A 17,398-nucleotide genomic window follows, 5' to 3' on the forward strand; every position below is an offset into this window, starting at 1 on the left:
TTTCTATGTCTACGCTTGCCACCCTAAAAGCGCTTCTTGCTAAACGCATTCTGATTATTGATGGTGCTATGGGAACCATGATCCAGCGCCATAAATTAGAAGAAGCCGACTACCGTGGTGAGCGTTTTGCCGATTGGGCACATGACTTAAAGGGTAATAATGACCTTTTAGTTTTGACACAACCTCAAATTATTCAAGGCATTCATGAAGCTTATCTTGATGCTGGTGCAGACATTATTGAAACCAACAGCTTTAACGGCACACGTGTTTCAATGTCTGACTATCACATGGAAGATCTTGTTCCAGAGATTAACCGTGAAGCAGCACGTTTAGCCAAAGCAGCTTGTGAAAAGTATTCAACTCCAGAAAAACCACGTTTTGTTGCTGGTGTACTTGGACCGACATCGCGTACTTGTTCAATTTCACCGAATGTAAATGACCCTGCTTTTCGCAACATTACCTTTGATGAGTTAAAAGAAAACTACATTGAAGCGACTCATGCACTGATTGAAGGCGGTGTAGATATCATTTTGATTGAAACCGTATTTGATACATTAAACTGTAAAGCAGCGATTTTTGCAGTCAAAGAAGTCTTTAAACAAATTGGTCGTGAATTACCAATTATGATTTCAGGGACAATTACCGATGCATCAGGTCGTACTTTAACAGGTCAGACTGCGGAAGCTTTCTGGAACTCTGTGCGCCATGGTGATTTGCTTTCAATCGGTTTTAACTGTGCCCTTGGTGCAGATGCTATGCGTCCTCACGTAAAAACCATTTCTGATGTCGCAGATACTTTCGTTTCAGCACACCCCAATGCGGGCTTACCAAACGCATTTGGTGGATATGACGAAACACCTGAGCAAACTGCAGCTTTCTTAAAAGAATTTGCTGAAAGCGGTTTAATTAATATTACTGGTGGTTGCTGTGGTACGACACCAGACCATATTCGCGCTATTGCTAATGCAGTAAAAGACATTGCACCTCGCCAAGTACCTGAAACCGTACCTGCTTGTCGCTTAAGTGGTTTAGAGCCATTTAATATTTATGATGACTCTCTCTTTGTAAACGTTGGTGAACGTACTAACGTTACCGGTTCTAAAAAATTCTTACGCCTCATTCGTGAAGAAAACTTTGCCGAAGCTTTAGAAGTTGCACAGCAACAAGTGGAAGCTGGCGCACAGATTATTGATATTAACATGGATGAAGGGATGCTCGATTCGCAAAATGCGATGGTGCATTTCTTAAACCTTGTAGCATCAGAACCTGATATTTCACGTGTGCCAATCATGATTGACTCATCCAAATGGGAAATCATTGAAGCTGGCTTAAAATGCGTACAAGGTAAACCGGTTGTTAACTCCATTTCCTTAAAAGAAGGTTATGACGAGTTTGTCGAAAAAGCCCGCCTCTGCCGTCAATATGGTGCCGCAATTATTGTAATGGCATTTGATGAAGCTGGACAGGCTGACACTGCTGAACGTAAACGCGAAATCTGTAAGCGTTCATACGATATTCTAGTGAATGAAGTGGGCTTCCCTGCTGAAGATATTATTTTTGACCCGAACGTGTTCGCAGTGGCAACTGGTATTGAAGAACACAACAACTATGCGGTCGATTTTATTGAGGCAACAGGTTGGATTAAACAAAACTTACCACATGCCATGATTTCTGGTGGTGTATCGAACGTTTCGTTCTCGTTCCGTGGTAATGAACCAGTTCGTGAAGCCATTCACTCGGTGTTCTTGTACCATGCCATTAAGCAAGGCATGACCATGGGTATTGTGAACGCTGGGCAAATGGCAATTTATGATGATATTCCAGCCGAGCTAAAAGAAGCTGTTGAAGATGTCATATTAAACCAAAACCAAGGTGAATCTGGTCAAGCTGCGACTGAGAAACTGCTTGAAGTAGCAGAAAAATACCGCGGACAAGGCGGTGCTGCCAAAGAAGCCGAGAACCTTGAATGGCGTAATGAGTCGGTTGAAAAACGTCTTGAATATGCATTGGTTAAAGGTATTACCACTTATATTGACCAAGACACTGAAGAAGCTCGCTTAAAATCTAAACGTCCTTTAGATGTGATTGAAGGACCACTGATGGACGGTATGAACGTGGTTGGTGACTTGTTTGGTTCAGGCAAAATGTTCTTACCACAGGTTGTGAAATCTGCCCGTGTAATGAAACAAGCTGTAGCATGGCTCAACCCATACATTGAAGCTGAGAAGTCTGAAGGACAATCTAAAGGTAAAGTCCTGATGGCAACGGTAAAAGGCGACGTACACGATATTGGTAAGAATATTGTAGGCGTGGTACTTGGCTGTAATGGTTATGACATTGTTGACCTTGGTGTAATGGTACCTTGCGAGAAAATCTTACAAACCGCAATTGATGAAAAATGTGACATCATCGGCTTGTCTGGTCTGATCACTCCATCTTTAGATGAAATGGTATTTGTTGCGAAAGAAATGCAACGCAAAGGCTTTAACATTCCTCTATTAATTGGTGGTGCGACGACGTCTAAAGCCCACACGGCAGTAAAAATTGATCCTCAGTATCAGAATGATGCAGTAATTTATGTTGCCGATGCTTCACGTGCTGTAGGTGTTGCTACAACCTTGCTTTCTAAAGACATGCGAGGTGCATTTATTGAAGAACACCGTGCTGAATATGCCAAAATTCGTGAACGTTTAGCCAACAAGCAACCAAAAGCGGCCAAACTGACTTATAAAGAGTCGGTTGAAAATGGTTTTAAAATTGATGAAAGCTACGTGCCACCAAAACCAAATCTTTTGGGAACACAAGTTTTAAAGAATTATCCGCTTGCTACACTCGTGGATTATTTTGACTGGACACCATTCTTTATTTCTTGGAGCTTGGCAGGTAAATTCCCGAAAATTTTAGAAGATGAAGTGGTTGGTGAAGCTGCAACAGATTTGTACAATCAAGCTCAAGCAATGTTAAAAGATATTATCGACAACAACCGTTTTGATGCTCGTGCCGTATTCGGTATGTTCCCTGCTCAGCGCACTGATGCAGACACAGTAAGCGTATTTGATGAAGCGGGTCAAAATGTTACGCATACTTTTGAGCACTTACGCCAGCAATCTGACAAAGTGACAGGCAAACCAAACTTGTCTTTGGCAGATTACATTCGTAATGACCGCGAGCAACAAGACTACTTAGGTGGATTCACTGTATCAATTTTTGGTGCAGAAGAATTGGCAAATGAATACAAAGCCAAAGGTGATGACTACTCTGCAATTTTAGTTCAGTCATTAGCTGACCGTTTTGCTGAAGCTTTTGCCGAACACTTACATGAACGCATTCGTAAAGAATTCTGGGGCTATAAAGCTGATGAACAGCTCAGCAATGAAGATCTGATTAAAGAGAAATATGTCGGTATTCGCCCTGCACCAGGTTACCCTGCTTGCCCTGAGCACTCTGAAAAGGCAGTGTTGTTTGACTGGTTAGGCTCTACAGATAAAATTGGTACTAAACTGACTGAACACTTTGCAATGATGCCACCATCTTCGGTGAGTGGTTTCTATTATTCTCATCCACAAAGTGAATACTTTAACGTGGGCAAAATCTCTCAAGACCAACTTGAAGATTATGCAAAACGTAAAGGTTGGACACTAGATGAAGCGAAGCGTTGGTTAGCGCCTAATTTAGACGACTCGATTGTTTAAGTTTAAGTAGTAATAAAAAAATCCCCTCTAGTGAGGGGATTTTTTTATTTATTGGAGTTACTGAAATTTATCTTACCTGAATTTCCTCAATTCTTAAGTGATGCATCATCTCTCGAACAAATACAAAGTAGGTAAAAATATAAAGCTGATCTGGAGACACTTGGTTTGTGTAGTAGCTTAAACGCTCAATAAAATCATTGAATCTATGTTCAAGCTCGATACGGCTGATTTGCTTTTTAGCACTAAAAAATAACTCACTGAGTTGTGCCATGGCTGCATCAGATGTAACAGCTACACCACTTATATTTAAATTTCTGAGTGGCTTTGACTCGATGATTTCTTCAATAAAATAAATCATCTTTTCGATAGCAAGTTCATCAATAACACCATGGTTGATACTTTTTGAATTAACAAAACCTAAGCCCTGCTCAAGGTGAATGTGTTGGCTGTCTACATCAAACGAGAGACTATTTAGACCAAGTGAAAATTTTAAAACCGAGTCGGGATGAGTCATAAAAATAGCTTACCGTTGAGTTTTGCTCATAAGATTAATTTCTTTATAAGCGTAAATTGAACCAATTTTTCCAATACTTAACATTCACTGCTCGATTATTATTAACACTATATATAATAAAAACCTCTTTAAAAAGATGAAAAATCAATCTTATATTCATTCAGTCTTACTATTAAAAAATAGAGTATAAGTATGAAAAAATTAGCAATTTTAGGTGTTACGGTTTATAGCTTTGCACAACTTACCAATGCAGCAACGTTAAATGTAAAACCCTATGGCACGACTCAAGACGGTCAAAAAGTCGATCTATACACCATGAGCAATAACAAAGGAGTCTCAGTTTCTTTTATTAGCTTCGGTGGTGTAATTACACAAATTTTGACTCCCGATGCCCAAGGTAAACAAAATAATATCGTTTTGGGCTTCGATGACCTAAAAGGCTATGAAGTCACTGATACTAAGGAAGGCATTCATTTTGGTGGGTTAATTGGTCGTTATGCGAACCGTATTGGTAATGCTCAATTTAGCTTAGATGGAAAAACGTATAATCTTGAAAAGAATAATGGTGCGAATTCATTGCATAGCGGTAATCCCGGTTTTGATAAACGTGTTTGGCAAGTTAAGCCTCTCGTTTCCAAAGGCGAAACCGTTAAAGCTTCTCTTAAGTTAACCAGTCCAAATGGAGATCAAGGCTTTCCCGGAAAATTAGATGTAGAGGTGATCTACAGTCTTTCAGATCAAAATGAATTCCAGATTGAATATAAAGCCAAAACTGATCAACCTACGGTCGTTAATCTCACCAACCACAGTTATTTCAACCTGTCGGGCGCTGGCAATAACCCTTATGGCGTGCTCGATCATATTGTACAACTCAATGCAGACCGTATATTGGTAACCGACCAAAACTCCTTACCAACAGGTGAAATTGCTTCAGTTGCAGGTACGCCTTTTGACTTTCGGAAGCCTAAGGCCATTGTGAAAGATATTCGAGCGAATCATCAGCAATTGGCCTATGGGTATGGCTATGACCAAACTTGGGTAATTAATCAAAAGTCTCAAGGGAAACTTAATCTTGCAGCGATTGTGGTTGACCCAAAATCTAAACGGACCATGCAAGTCTTAACCACTGAACCAAGCGTCCAAATGTATACGGCGAATCATTTACTCGGAAATGTTGTTGGTGCAAACGGCGTACTCTATCGACAAGCAGATGCGCTAGCATTAGAAACACAGCATTTTCCAGATAGTCCGAACCAACCATCCTTCCCTTCTACACGTTTGAACCCAAATCAAACTTATAACAGTGTCACTGTATTTAAGTTTGGTGTTCAAAAATAGTATTGTGAATTGACACTATATTTATTTAAAAAAACTCTCAGCCGAATATGACTGAGAGTCTTTTCATTTATTTAACTTTTGTGTTGGGTAAAAATGCGGTGGCAAATCCAAGTAATGGCAACAATGAACATAAACCAAATACCCATTCAATGCCGTTAATATCAGCTAAATGCCCTAATCCTGCTGCGGCAATACCACTTACCCCAAACATAAGACCAAACATTAAACCTGCAATCATACCCACACGGCCCGGAACAGCTTCTTGTGCGTAAACCACCATTGCGGCAAAAGCAGACGACAACACCAAACCTGCAATAATTGAGAAAACTGTTGTCCAGAATAAGTTTGCATACGGCATCATTAATGCAAACGGCGCCATACCAATAAATGAAACCCAGATAACCGCTTTACGGCCAATTTTGTCTCCAATTGGGCCACCTGCAAATGTACCTAAAGCAACAGCAGCCAAGAATGCAAACAAATGCAATTGGGCGGTCTGGATGCTGATATGGAACTTTTGAATTAAGTAAAAGGTAAAGTAGTTACTAATGCTCGCAATGTAGGTAAATTTGGCAAACATCAACAAACTAATTGTGCCCAAGGCGATAATGAGCTTACGGCCATGCAATTTAGTATGTGCTTGGGTAGCACGCGCAACTACCTGACTTTTAGCATGACTCACGGTCCAACGGCTTACGCCAAATAAAACCCAAATTGCTAAAAGTGCAAATATCACCAAACCCGCAACTGCATGCTGCCCAAATGGAACAATTAATAACGCTGCTAATAATGGGCCAATCGCAGTACCTGTGTTTCCGCCCACTTGGAAAGTCGACTGAGCTGTACCGAAGCGCCCGCCCGATGCCATTCGTGCTACCCGTGAAGCTTCTGGATGAAAGGTTGCAGACCCTACCCCAATAAGCGCAGATGCACATAACAACACAGCAAAACTTGGTGAAAAGGCTAACAAGATAATGCCGCAGAATGTGACGACCATTCCGAGTGGAAGAAGATACGGTTTTGGATGTTTATCGGTATAAAGTCCAATCCAAGGCTGTAGCAAAGAACCTGTAATTTGATATACAAACGAAATCAGGCCAACCTCCGCAAAACTCAGCGAAAAGTTTGCTTTTAGCATTGGATAGATAGCTGGTAGCACCGCTTGAATTAAATCATTCAGTAAATGTGCGACTGCCACGGCGCCTACAATTTTAATAATCATTCCTTGAGGCTGATCATTTGCAACGGTATTGGCAAAACCATCTTTCAATTGTATTGAAGACGTCATACCTGAAAAACTCCAATATTTTTAAATGAGATGCTTATTGTAAATTGTCGCTTATAAAGTTATCTTCCAATAATTATCGTATAAGTGACAATTTCTAGGATAATTTATGTCCGATTCTCTTATTCAGTCCGATTTGTCTGAACTGGTGATTGGGCTATCTTCCGAGCATTCTTACCGAGAAATCACCCCTACCCATACGCATACACGTGCGCAGTTTTTATATGCATCTACTGGAACTATTCAGGTGTTTACACCGAATAATGTGTGGATTGTGCCACCCATGTGTGCGTTATGGATTCCAGCACATGTAGAGCACAGTGTGATTTCACTGAGTCACGTGAAGTTAAATACGGCATTGGTTGAAGTAAATGCAGCCGCTCTAATGGGACAACATTGCTTTATTATTCGGGTGAGTAACCTGTTGCATGAACTTTTAATACGTTTAAATGAAATTGAACGAGAGGAAACTCCAAATACAGCAACCTCTCAAGAGCTTTCCCGTTCTTTACAAATTTTGATTTTTGAAGAAATACATCGGGCCAATTTATTGCCTATCCAGATACCGTGGCCGAAAGACAAAAGACTCTTAAAAATTTGCCAAGAGTTATTACATATGCCTGATAGTTCAAAAGATTTAACAGATTGGGCTGATGATATTGGCACGAGTTCTAGAACTTTAATGCGTATGTTCCAGAAAGAAACCGGGCTGTCATATCGGGCATGGATACAGCAAATGCATATTGCACTTGCCTTGAGTAAAATCGCGAATGGTGAATCTATTTCTCAAATTTCAGAGTCACTGGGGTATACAAACCCCAGCGCGTTCAGTGCGATGTTTAAGCGACATCTAGGAAAAACACCTCAGCAATTTAGAAGTGCCGCGATGTCGCTATAAGTCTTTTTTTTTGCAGGGAGGTCATGCTTTTCGAGCAAATCATCGAAATCGTGATAAACATGAAGTTCTCTGTCTTTACCAGTTCTCGCATGATCTAGACGCTGTTCTGGATCGACTAAAACAAGTGTATGTCCATCATCAATTAAACGATCTAAGCCTTCTAAAAACATACGTTTACCCACATCGTGGATAAGTGAAATCTGGGTTAAATCAATGACGATTGTGCTTTGATCAATTGTCTCGTCTTGTAAAATACGCAATAACATTTCAGCTTCAGTAAACTTCAACACACCACGCAGCACATACACACTCAATGATGCATCTTTTCCAGTGCGATAATGGCTTTGTACAATGGTTTGTGCAGAAGGTGTTCCTTCCATGAGGTGTAACCCCATGTCACGAGATAATCGTTCTAAAATATCGATACCTCGAACACTATGACCATGCTCATCTAGTCGAGGTGAAAAAGCAGCCATACTGACCTGACCCGGTAGCACGCCCAAGATACCACCTGCTACACCACTTTTAGCAGGAATACCTACAGTTGAAAGCCAGTCACCCGCAGCATCATACATACCGCAGCTCATCATGACACTAAGTACTTGTTTAACCACAGATCGGTTTAATAAGCGCTTTCCAGTTTTAGGGTCGACTCCACCATTGGCAAGTACACTGCCCATGCGTACCAAATCTTTCACTGTAACCATAATCGCACATTGGCGAATGTACCCATTCACAATATCGACTGGGTCAGTTTCTAAAATCCCCACCGTTCGCAACATATAACCGATCGAAAGATTACGGTAGGCTGTTTTGACTTCCGAATCATAAACAGACTCATCAAAACTTAATTCGCGGCCTGCAAGCTCGCTCATAAAACGGCGTAGAATTTCTGCGCTATGCAAACCATGTTTGACCTGAATCAAGGAATGTACAGTAATTGCACCAGAGTTGATCATCGGATTTTTTGGTCGGCCATCTTTACCCAATGAAATTTCATTAAAGGCTTCCCCTGACGGCTCCACCCCTACTTTCGCGAGTACTGCATCAATGCCAAGTTGTTGCAAAACGTAGGCATATACAAAAGGTTTAGAAATCGATTGTATGGTGAACTCAACATCATCATCGCCGACCGAATAAATTTCCCCATCTACCGTAGACATTGCTAAAGCTAATCGATTTGGGTTTGCATTTGCCAACTCAGGAATATAATCGGCGAGATGACCGCTGTTATCGACGTCACAGGCTTCTATAACATTTGCCAAATAATCTGGGAGAGGGGTTTTCATGGTCAGTAACCTTAAATGAGGAGATTTACAACATCGCGTAAAATTTCAGCACAACCTGCTGATAATATTAAAATTATATCTTTTGTAATGATTTAAATATCACGCTATAAGTATTGTAATTCCTATAACTTCCCCATTTCAAGCTCATTATAGGTTTTTCAAAACTTTAAAGAGATGGTTAGCTTATTCTTTCTACAAACAAGATCCCATTTAAATGATCGACCTCGTGTTGAACAATACGAGCAGGAAAACCATGAAAAACGCTTTCAATCGTCTCACCCTGAAGTGTTAAGTATTTCACCTTAACCATTTCTGCGCGTTCAACTTGTCCACGTTCGTCTGGCACACTTAAGCAGCCTTCTTCACCTAAACAAACTTCGTTTGAGAACTCTAAAATTTCAGGATTTACCATAACCACAGCATCCATTTCAGGTGCATCCGGATAGCGTGGATTTGGTCGAGATGCCACAATAATGACGCGTTTAGAGATATAAACTTGCGGTGCTGCAATTCCCACCCCATTACGTTCAAGCATTGTTGCATGCATAGCGTCAGCAAGTTGATAAAGCCAATTACTGTTTAGCTCATTTGCCGAAACAGGAGCCGCAATCAATTTCAAAATATCTTCACCACGCTTCGCAACAGGTAAAACTACGCTCATCCTTTGAATCTCTCATTAAACTGGCTATGACAAGTTTTATTGTGTCGCTGAACAGGCCAAAAGAAAAGTCATTCCGACATCTGTTTTTGTTTCATCTAAAGCATTTTTTGTTTTAAAGCTTTTTTAGCTTACTAAGTAAAATCCACATATCCCTATAGAACAAATTTCCTCCATTTACTTTTATTTCACTTTTCCATTAATATCCTAACTTCAATTACAACAACTAAGTAAAAAATGGATCAAGAATTAACTTTGCAGGACGCGAACTACCTCACTAAAGAAGATAAACGAACTCTCGCCCTTTCTTCATTGGGTGGCGCTTTAGAGTTTTACGATTTTGTGATTTATGTATTTTACGCAAAAATCATTTCCGACCTCTTTTTTCCAAGCACGCTTAGTCCGTTTTGGGCCATGCTCAACACTTACGGCATTTTTGCAGCAGGTTACTTTTTCCGCCCTTTAGGTGGGGTTGTCATGGCCCATTTTGGTGACTTGGTCGGGCGTAAGAAGCTCTTTTCACTTTCAATTTTGCTGATGGCACTGCCTACCCTATTTATCGGGATATTGCCCACCTTTGAAAATATCGGATATTTGGCACCGCTACTTTTATTGCTTATGCGTGTGGTGCAAGGGATTGCGATTGGGGGTGAAATTCCAGCTGCATGGACCTTTGTATCGGAACATGTCCCTGAAAGAAAAATCGGACTGGCAAATGGGTTACTCACCGCTGGGCTTTCTTTAGGAATTTTACTGGGTGCACTGATGTCTTTATGGATTTCACTGAATTTTAGTGAAGGACAAATCCATGACTGGGCTTGGCGTATACCTTTTATTGCAGGTGGTATTTTTGGTCTAGTTGCACTTTATTTAAGAACGTATTTAAAAGAAACACCTGTATTTAAAGCCATGCAGGCACGTAAAGAAATTTCAAAAGAAATGCCTGTAAAACAAGTCTTAAAAACGCATAAAACAGCCGTTGCGATTGGCATGTTATTTACATGGTTTTTAACGGGTTGTGTGGTGGTGGTGATTTTAGCCATGCCAAATTTGTTGATTGGTTCATTTGGTTTTGATCGTGCACAGACTTTTGAAATGCAAAGTGCAGCCATTGTCATGCAAATGATTGGCTGTATTTTGGCAGGCTATTTTGCTGACCGTTTTGGCTGTGGCAAAGTCATGATGGCCGGTGCGCTTGCTGTGGCACTTACAGCAGCAGTTTTTTATAACAGTTTAGGTCATGCCGCACATTCAACCATTTTTGGTTTATATATGCTGTTGGGCCTATGCTCAGGTACTGTCGGTATGGTGTCGAGCAGTATGGTCAAAATGTTCCCCGCGCCTGTTCGCTTCTCTGGCATTTCGTTTTCTTATAATTTGTCTTATGCAATTGTGGGTGGTATGACGCTGCCTTTAGTGCATTGGCTCAGCCAATATAGTGATATTGGTGCGATGTATTATATTTTCGCGCTAACTATTTTGGCCTTTTTAACTGCCTTTGTGTTTTGGAATAAGTTTGAAAAAAACAGATATTAAACGCTTTAACTTATTAAATAAAAAACCACGCCGATTGCGTGGTTTTTTTAATGCTGCTTACTTTAGAAAGTAAACCCGATATTAAAGTTAATACGGTATAGCCACTTATCACTATTTGGTGAAGTGGCAGAGGTATACCCTGTTGAGTTGGTTGCCCCACCAATAATGTTGGAGTTTTTACCCCACGTATAGTCTGCCCAAACCATAAATGGCGAAGCAATAAACATCATGCCTGTAGTGTTCATTTGCGAGTCTGACCAATCATCACGTTTTTTATCGAGATAACTATAGTCATTATAAAACTTAATGGCTTTTAGTTTGCCCATATTGGTCACAGGTAACGTATAAGCAAGGTTTAAACTGGCAATCGTACCTTCTGAAGCAATGAAATAAGCAGGTGTAAAGCCATTATTGCCCATTAAAGTCATATCATTATTTACACCATCTGGGTTTTTAGCATCATATTGATAGTGAATGACAGAACTTTGTAAATTAAAGCGATTGTAGTTGTTTTCGGTATGCAAACCGACTGCATAATATTTGCCGTCTTTATCGGTCACTTTGTTATGTAACTGTGCAATCGCGCCAGAAACACCAAACTCCTGCTTACCAAAATCGGTTTCTAACTTGCGAACAATGCGGGTATTGATTTGATTGCGCTTTTCATTTTGATAGGCTTTTTGAGATGGAAATGCATTTCCTGCCAAATCATCATAAGTTGCACTCTCAGGTGAATAACGCAAGTTGGTCTCTAACATTTGCGGGTAGTAACCGAGTTTTACATCCCAATCTTTGTCGTGATAATTCCAGTTAAGTCCCGGCGCAATGTTATTTCCATACCCTAAAAAGAATGGAATGTGATAGGTCCAGCCATTTTGCGGATAGGGATAAATTGTAAAAGGTTTATAAACCAGACCTGCTTCAATGCTGTTATTGGCATTTAAGTTATAGCCAACGTATGCCTTTTCAATAGATGTTTTCTGCTGATCTTGAAATAGATAGCTGGCATTGATGTAAGCATCATCAAACTTACCTTTTAAATCGACTCTGAAAATATCAAAATAGAGCTTACCGAAACCGCGGTTTGGGCCTTCCCAATCTTCATAGCGCTGATTTAACCGAACCACCCCACCTAACTTTAATGAGTCGGTGCCGTCATCACTTTTCCATTCAAGCAATGAGTCTTTTGCAAATGCATTGACGCTTACCCCCAGCGTAAACGGTGCAATGAATGCCATGATCAATGAAGTCTTTTTCATCTCTACATCCTTGATTGAGTTCCAGCGTCCTGCTGGAACTTTATTTGTTTTACCTGTAAAACTTCGTTTTTATTGTTTTTTAGACAAAAAAATTTATCTAAAAAAAGGATGGCTTAGCAGCTCCCATCGCATATGTACTAAACCATCCAAACTGGTTAATACAGTTTCTTTTGCGGTGGACCCGCAAAGTTTAATGGTCCAATCGAGTTCATATCGAGCTCAATCACGGTTGGCCCTTCAAAAGCGATAGCCTCTTGAATAACCGTTTTAAACTCTTCTGCACTACCCACTTTCCAGCTTTTCACACCCATTGATTCGCCAAGAAGTTTATAGTCTGGAGTATGCAGTTCATTGAAATACTGGCGACCACCGAAGTAGTTATTTTGAATGCCACGCATTACGCCATAACCACCGTCATTCATAATCATTAAGACCATATTGGTGTTTTCTTGCACCATAGTTGCAATTTCACCAATACCAAGCATTAAGCCGCCATCGCCGACTAAACCAATTACTTTTTTGTCAGGGTTAGCAACCGAAGCACCAATTGCTGTTGCAAGGCCTAAACCAATTGCACCCGCGAGTGAGTGGATGTTTTGGTTTGGTGCTTGTACAGGGAATAAACGACTGCCCCATGTACTACCCGACATGGTGATGTCACGTACAAAAATGCCGTCTTGAGGTAAAGCTGCACGTAAGTGATCACAAATTAATGCGTACTGATCGATTTGCTTGCGCAGTGCATCAATGGCAGCTTGTTTAGCCGCCACTACAGCAGCATCGTAATCGGCATCAACTTTTGAAGTACCTTGAAGTTGTTCTAACACACGTGTTAAGACATCTTTGGCATCGCCACAAATGAAGTTGCGGATTTTGTAATTACGTTGCTGAGCCACTGGGTTGGCATCTACCTGAATAATGTTTTCAGGGAATTCAACCGAATAAGTTTTGGTTTCATTACTACGTAAACGAGAACCCACCACAACCATTAAGTCAGCATCTTTTAATAATTGCTCAACACCTGCCGAATTATGGAAAGCACCTAAACTACGTGGATGATCATCTGGCAACACCCCACGAGCATGAGTCGATGAAACAACCGGAATACCTAAATCTGCAATTGCTTTAACTTCTGCAACGCTATTTAAAGTTCCACCGCCAATCCAGAAAATCGGACGTTTTGCTTTTTTGATTTCGCTTACAAGAAGATCAATTTCAGCTTGCTCTGCCTGTGGCAACTCAAGTGCTTTCACTGGCCCAAGATTAAGTGGCAAATCAATCTCTGCTGCTTGTACATCAATGGGTAGCTCAACACTTACCGGTCCCATTGGAACAGTGGTTGCGACACGGATGGCTTCACGAATCACACCAACAGCATTGTCTGGGCTGGTAATACGGAACGCCGCTTTGCTTGATGCACGTAAGAATGTAAGTTGGTCTTTAGTTTCATGAATGAAGCTTGCATCACGGTCGAGATATTCACGCTCAACCTGACCAGTTAAATGCAATACAGGGCTACCTGCATTCATTGCTTCAATCAGTGACCCCACTGCATTACCTGCACCAGCACCCGTACTGGTCAGCGCTACACCTAGACCTTTAAAGCGTGAGTGTGCATCTGCCATAGTGACCGCACCAGCTTCACCACGGGCTGCGACAAAGCGCATTTTTTCACGGCGCCCTACCGCATCGGCAATAGGTAAATTGTGGATGGAAATAACACCATAAATACTATCAACTTGGTGCGCTTCTAAAACTCTTGCGATTGCTTCGCCTACATTTACACGTTCAGTCATGTCTGTTCCTCAAAATTTGTTTTCAGTCCTTGAATTTATTAATCGCACCAAGGGTTAGGCTGTTCATTCAGCCCCATATAAATACTCTTTTGTTGCATGTACGATAAAATGCCCAAACGGCCTTTTTCGCGCCCAATCCCACTGTCTTTAAAGCCACCAAACGGCGCACTAATCGAGAATTTTTTGTAGGTATTAATCCATACCGTTCCCACTTCTAATGCACGTGCAATACGCCAAGCTTTACGATAGCTTTCAGTCCAGATACCTGCGGCAAGTCCAAAACAACTGTCATTGGCTTGGGCAATTAAATCTTGCTCATTGTCATATTTCATAACGACTAAAACAGGACCAAAAATTTCTTCCTGACAGGTTTGAGCACTGTTATTTAAGCCCGTGATAATGGTTGGTAAGTAATAGCTTCCTTTGGCATAGTCACCAGTGGTAAGTGCCTCACCACCAATCAGAACCTGACCACCTTCGCTTTTAGCAAGTTGCACATAGCGATCAACTGACTGCAAATGTTTGTCATTGACCAGTGGACCTAAATGCACACCAGCTTGTTCCGGATGGCCAACACGTAAGCCTTTGGTAATTTCAACTAAACGCGTTAAAAACTGATCGTAAAGACTGCTATGAATAAACAAGCGAGAACCTGCGATACACGCTTGGCCTGCCGAGCTAAAAATTCCGTACGCCACACCTTTAGCAGCCAATTCAACGTCTGCATCCGGCAAAACGATGGTTGGTGACTTACCACCCAACTCAAGTGAAGTGGTAATCAGTTTGTCAGCGGCAATGTGTGCCAAATGACGACCCGTGGTTGTCCCACCTGTAAAAGAAATTTTGCGAACCAATGGATGTTGAGCAATTGCGTCACCAATGATAGAACCACGCCCCACTAACACACTGAGTAAGCCTTTTGGTAAACCAGCCTCTTCAAAAATTTTGGCAAGCTCTAAAGCAATGAGTGAAGTTGCTTCTGCTGGTTTTAACACCACGGCATTTCCTGCTGCCAAAGCTGGAGCAAGCTTTTGAACTTCACTCGCAATTGGAGAGTTCCAAGGCGTAATGGCTGCCACAACGCCTACAGGTTCATGCACACTCATGGTCATAAAGTCTGGAGCACGCTGAGTAGTTAACTCATCATTTAGCGTTTCACATGCCGCAGCAACATAACGTGCGGTTGCCGCCGCGCTCATCACCAAACCACGAGTTTCGGTTAAAGGCTTCCCATTATCGCGGGTTTGCAGATTTGATAATTCATCTACACGCGCTTCAATAATGTCTGCAACTTTATAGAGAATACGTGCACGCTCATGCGGCAAGCTGTTTCTCCAGCTGGGTTGACGCCAAGCCTGATTCGCTTTTTCAATTGCTTCATTTACATCTTCAAGCGTTGCTGTTGAAAGCTCAGCGTTTACCGACTGATCTGCCGGAAACAGGCTTTGAATGACTGCACCACGGCCTAAACGCCATTCACCTGCAATATAAATTTCCTTTGCCATGATCAAATCCTTCTTAAATCTGTATTGCTTCTACACTATTGCGACAAGCACGAATCACGCTAAGCGCAGCCAAAGTTGATGTTTTCGGGTTACTTGGCAATGGCACACCCACCAGTTCAATAGTCATTTGTCCAAAGCCACCTTCTGCCACAATGGTGTGTTTGTTTTTGTTGATGGTTGGATCAACAGTTAACTCAACCATGGTTTCATCCATTCCAAGCCCTGCAAGCGCAATGGTTGCTGCAACGTTGGCATTGGCCGGAAATTTCATGGCAGCTTCACGGGCAGTTCCTGTAAAAAAGACCGTAGGTTCTGAAACGTGATCTAAATCGACCAATTGTTCTGCATAACTGCCCTTCCAACTTTTTGGACTTTTACAGCCTTTGTAAGTGACTTTTTGCAAACCACCTTCTTTAGCCGCAGAAATACCGTCAATGCCTGCGATAGCCCCTGCAAGCAAATGCAAATGTGCATCATTTTTTTCGGCAGTTTGCTTAAGCTGAATTAAAAACTCGTTATCAGCCAAAGTACCCACCGAAATCAGACCAATAGTCCAGCCTTTCGCTAAAACTTTTTGAGCATGCTCTTTCACTGCTGCTTGACCTGCCACTTCAATGACATAGTCTGGCGTACCATCACACTCCTCAATATCTGAAATCACCTGAATGTCAGACGAGACTTGTGATTGAACTTTCTCAATGCTGCGAGATGGCACGACAATCCATTTGAGTTGCAGATCTTGGGGTAAATGGGCATACACTTCTGCTGCCATTGCGCCAAAACCAATCATCATCAACTTTTTCATGACAGCACCTGATATTTATAAATGTTTGTTAAAACCACCTGAGACATCTATTGCCGAACCTGTGGTGTAAGATGCCAATGGTGATGCCAAGAAAACTAAAGCACGTGCAGGCTCTTCTGGACGGCCTAAACGCTGCATGGGAATACCACGGTTTTTTGCGATATTGCCTGTCCACTCTTCCCATGAGAGATTCAAATCTGAACGAGTTTCATAACGACGTTTCCACTGCGCAGACTCAACCATACCGAGTAAAATCGAGTTCACACGAACGCCATATTGAGTAAACTCATGCGCCAATGAATGGGTTAAATTCAACAGTGCAGCGCGTGCAGATGAAGTCGCAATCATGTGTGGTTCTGGTTGCAATGCCAGTAACGAGTTCACATTGGTAATTGAGGCATTTGCCGACTGTTTTAAGTCATCTAGAAAAGCCCGTACCGGATGTAAAACACTGAAATATTTCAGCTCAATTTCTTTCATCCAGTCTTCATCTTGCGTATTTTCAAAATTTGAAACACGGCCTTGCCCAGCATTGTTAATGAGCATGTCCACATTGCCCAAATTGAGTTTGACCTCTTTGGCAAATTGCTGAACTTCTTCTTTTTTCAACACATTACATGCTTTGGTAAAAATATTGGCATGTGGAAATTTTTCTAAAATATAGCGCTTAGAAGCATTTAAACGTTCTTCATCGCGACCACACCACGCAACTTTTGCACCCTCTGCAACCAGTATTTCAACAGCAGCCAGCCCAATCCCAGATGAGCCACCGGTAACAACTGCAACTTTTCCTTCAACTTGGAAGCTCATAATCCTTAATCTC

The 17,398-nt window shown here is 41.5% G+C and carries 13 protein-coding genes; 4 read left to right on the plus strand and 9 right to left on the minus strand.

All coding sequences use genetic code 11. The features are described 5' to 3' along the window. Window positions 1-5: 5 nt before the first annotated feature. Window positions 6-3,692 carry a methionine synthase gene (gene metH / locus J582_RS09205; protein ID WP_004710100.1) on the plus strand — a complete coding sequence of 1,229 codons (3,687 nt, stop codon included), beginning with the start codon at window positions 6-8 and terminating at the stop codon, window positions 3,690-3,692. Between the two features lie 67 nt (window positions 3,693-3,759). On the opposite strand, the gene J582_RS09210 is transcribed toward metH, so the two are convergent. Further along, complete coding sequence (locus J582_RS09210) at window positions 3,760-4,206, minus strand: hypothetical protein (protein WP_022575055.1); 447 nt, start codon at window positions 4,204-4,206, stop codon at window positions 3,760-3,762. Window positions 4,207-4,398: 192 nt separating this feature from the next. Between J582_RS09210 and J582_RS09215 the strand changes: the two genes are divergently transcribed. Beyond that, the gene (locus J582_RS09215) at window positions 4,399-5,544 is read left to right on the plus strand and encodes an aldose epimerase family protein (RefSeq protein WP_032047782.1); all 1,146 of its coding nucleotides are present in this window, start codon (window positions 4,399-4,401) and stop codon (window positions 5,542-5,544) included. Window positions 5,545-5,611: 67 nt separating this feature from the next. Here J582_RS09215 and J582_RS09220 read toward each other — a convergent pair whose 3' ends face one another. Beyond that, on the minus strand, window positions 5,612-6,832 hold the full coding sequence (locus J582_RS09220; RefSeq protein WP_032047783.1) for an MFS transporter: 1,221 nt from the start codon (window positions 6,830-6,832) through the stop codon (window positions 5,612-5,614). Window positions 6,833-6,938: 106 nt separating this feature from the next. Between J582_RS09220 and J582_RS09225 the strand changes: the two genes are divergently transcribed. After that, the gene (locus J582_RS09225; RefSeq protein WP_002054435.1) at window positions 6,939-7,727 is read left to right on the plus strand and encodes an AraC family transcriptional regulator; all 789 of its coding nucleotides are present in this window, start codon (window positions 6,939-6,941) and stop codon (window positions 7,725-7,727) included. Here the strand turns inward: J582_RS09225 and J582_RS09230 are convergent. Next, window positions 7,694-9,016 (minus strand): glutaminase, encoded by a 1,323-nt coding sequence (locus J582_RS09230; RefSeq protein ID WP_032047784.1) that lies wholly within the window; start codon window positions 9,014-9,016, stop codon window positions 7,694-7,696. The genes J582_RS09225 and J582_RS09230 overlap by 34 nt on opposite strands. Window positions 9,017-9,194: 178 nt before the next feature. After that, on the minus strand, window positions 9,195-9,677 hold the full coding sequence (gene def / locus J582_RS09235; protein WP_016804077.1) for a peptide deformylase: 483 nt from the start codon (window positions 9,675-9,677) through the stop codon (window positions 9,195-9,197). A 234-nt stretch (window positions 9,678-9,911) separates the two neighbouring features. Here def and J582_RS09240 point away from each other — a divergent pair, with 234 nt between their 5' ends. Continuing rightward, a complete protein-coding gene (locus tag J582_RS09240; RefSeq protein ID WP_032047785.1) occupies window positions 9,912-11,210 on the plus strand; it encodes an MFS transporter in 1,299 nt (432 codons plus the stop codon). 62 nt (window positions 11,211-11,272) lie between these two features. Here the strand turns inward: J582_RS09240 and J582_RS09245 are convergent, their stop codons facing one another. The 5 genes from J582_RS09245 to J582_RS09265 form a co-directional block, all read right to left on the minus strand. After that, window positions 11,273-12,469: a hypothetical protein gene (locus tag J582_RS09245; RefSeq protein WP_032047786.1), complete on the minus strand. Its 1,197-nt coding sequence runs from the start codon at window positions 12,467-12,469 to the stop codon at window positions 11,273-11,275. Between the two features lie 155 nt (window positions 12,470-12,624). Then, window positions 12,625-14,265, minus strand: coding sequence for a thiamine pyrophosphate-binding protein (locus J582_RS09250; protein ID WP_032047787.1), 1,641 nt, complete (start codon window positions 14,263-14,265; stop codon window positions 12,625-12,627). A gap of 38 nt (window positions 14,266-14,303) precedes the next feature. Then, a complete protein-coding gene (locus J582_RS09255; RefSeq protein ID WP_032047788.1) occupies window positions 14,304-15,770 on the minus strand; it encodes an aldehyde dehydrogenase in 1,467 nt (488 codons plus the stop codon). A 13-nt stretch (window positions 15,771-15,783) separates the two neighbouring features. Next, the gene (locus J582_RS09260) at window positions 15,784-16,575 is read right to left on the minus strand and encodes an aspartate dehydrogenase (RefSeq protein WP_032047789.1); all 792 of its coding nucleotides are present in this window, start codon (window positions 16,573-16,575) and stop codon (window positions 15,784-15,786) included. 15 nt (window positions 16,576-16,590) lie between these two features. Continuing rightward, on the minus strand, window positions 16,591-17,385 hold the full coding sequence (locus J582_RS09265) for an SDR family oxidoreductase (RefSeq protein WP_002132569.1): 795 nt from the start codon (window positions 17,383-17,385) through the stop codon (window positions 16,591-16,593). Window positions 17,386-17,398: the final 13 nt, after the last annotated feature.

It is taken from the genome of Acinetobacter sp. 1566109, from assembly GCF_000582255.1.
Lineage (GTDB): Bacteria > Pseudomonadota > Gammaproteobacteria > Pseudomonadales > Moraxellaceae > Acinetobacter > Acinetobacter nosocomialis.

Coding starts and splice junctions, on each gene's coding strand:
- J582_RS09225 (WP_002054435.1), top strand. CDS start 6,939: ATGTCCGATTCTCTTATTCAGTCCGATTTGTCTGAACTGGTGATTGGG.
- J582_RS09215 (WP_032047782.1), top strand. CDS start 4,399: ATGAAAAAATTAGCAATTTTAGGTGTTACGGTTTATAGCTTTGCACAA.
- J582_RS09255 (WP_032047788.1), bottom strand. CDS start 15,770: ATGGCAAAGGAAATTTATATTGCAGGTGAATGGCGTTTAGGCCGTGGT.
- metH (WP_004710100.1), top strand. CDS start 6: ATGTCTACGCTTGCCACCCTAAAAGCGCTTCTTGCTAAACGCATTCTG.
- J582_RS09230 (WP_032047784.1), bottom strand. CDS start 9,016: ATGAAAACCCCTCTCCCAGATTATTTGGCAAATGTTATAGAAGCCTGT.
- J582_RS09220 (WP_032047783.1), bottom strand. CDS start 6,832: ATGACGTCTTCAATACAATTGAAAGATGGTTTTGCCAATACCGTTGCA.
- J582_RS09240 (WP_032047785.1), top strand. CDS start 9,912: ATGGATCAAGAATTAACTTTGCAGGACGCGAACTACCTCACTAAAGAA.
- J582_RS09265 (WP_002132569.1), bottom strand. CDS start 17,385: ATGAGCTTCCAAGTTGAAGGAAAAGTTGCAGTTGTTACCGGTGGCTCA.
- J582_RS09260 (WP_032047789.1), bottom strand. CDS start 16,575: ATGAAAAAGTTGATGATGATTGGTTTTGGCGCAATGGCAGCAGAAGTG.
- J582_RS09245 (WP_032047786.1), bottom strand. CDS start 12,469: ATGAAAAAGACTTCATTGATCATGGCATTCATTGCACCGTTTACGCTG.
- J582_RS09210 (WP_022575055.1), bottom strand. CDS start 4,206: ATGACTCATCCCGACTCGGTTTTAAAATTTTCACTTGGTCTAAATAGT.
- J582_RS09250 (WP_032047787.1), bottom strand. CDS start 14,265: ATGACTGAACGTGTAAATGTAGGCGAAGCAATCGCAAGAGTTTTAGAA.
- def (WP_016804077.1), bottom strand. CDS start 9,677: ATGAGCGTAGTTTTACCTGTTGCGAAGCGTGGTGAAGATATTTTGAAA.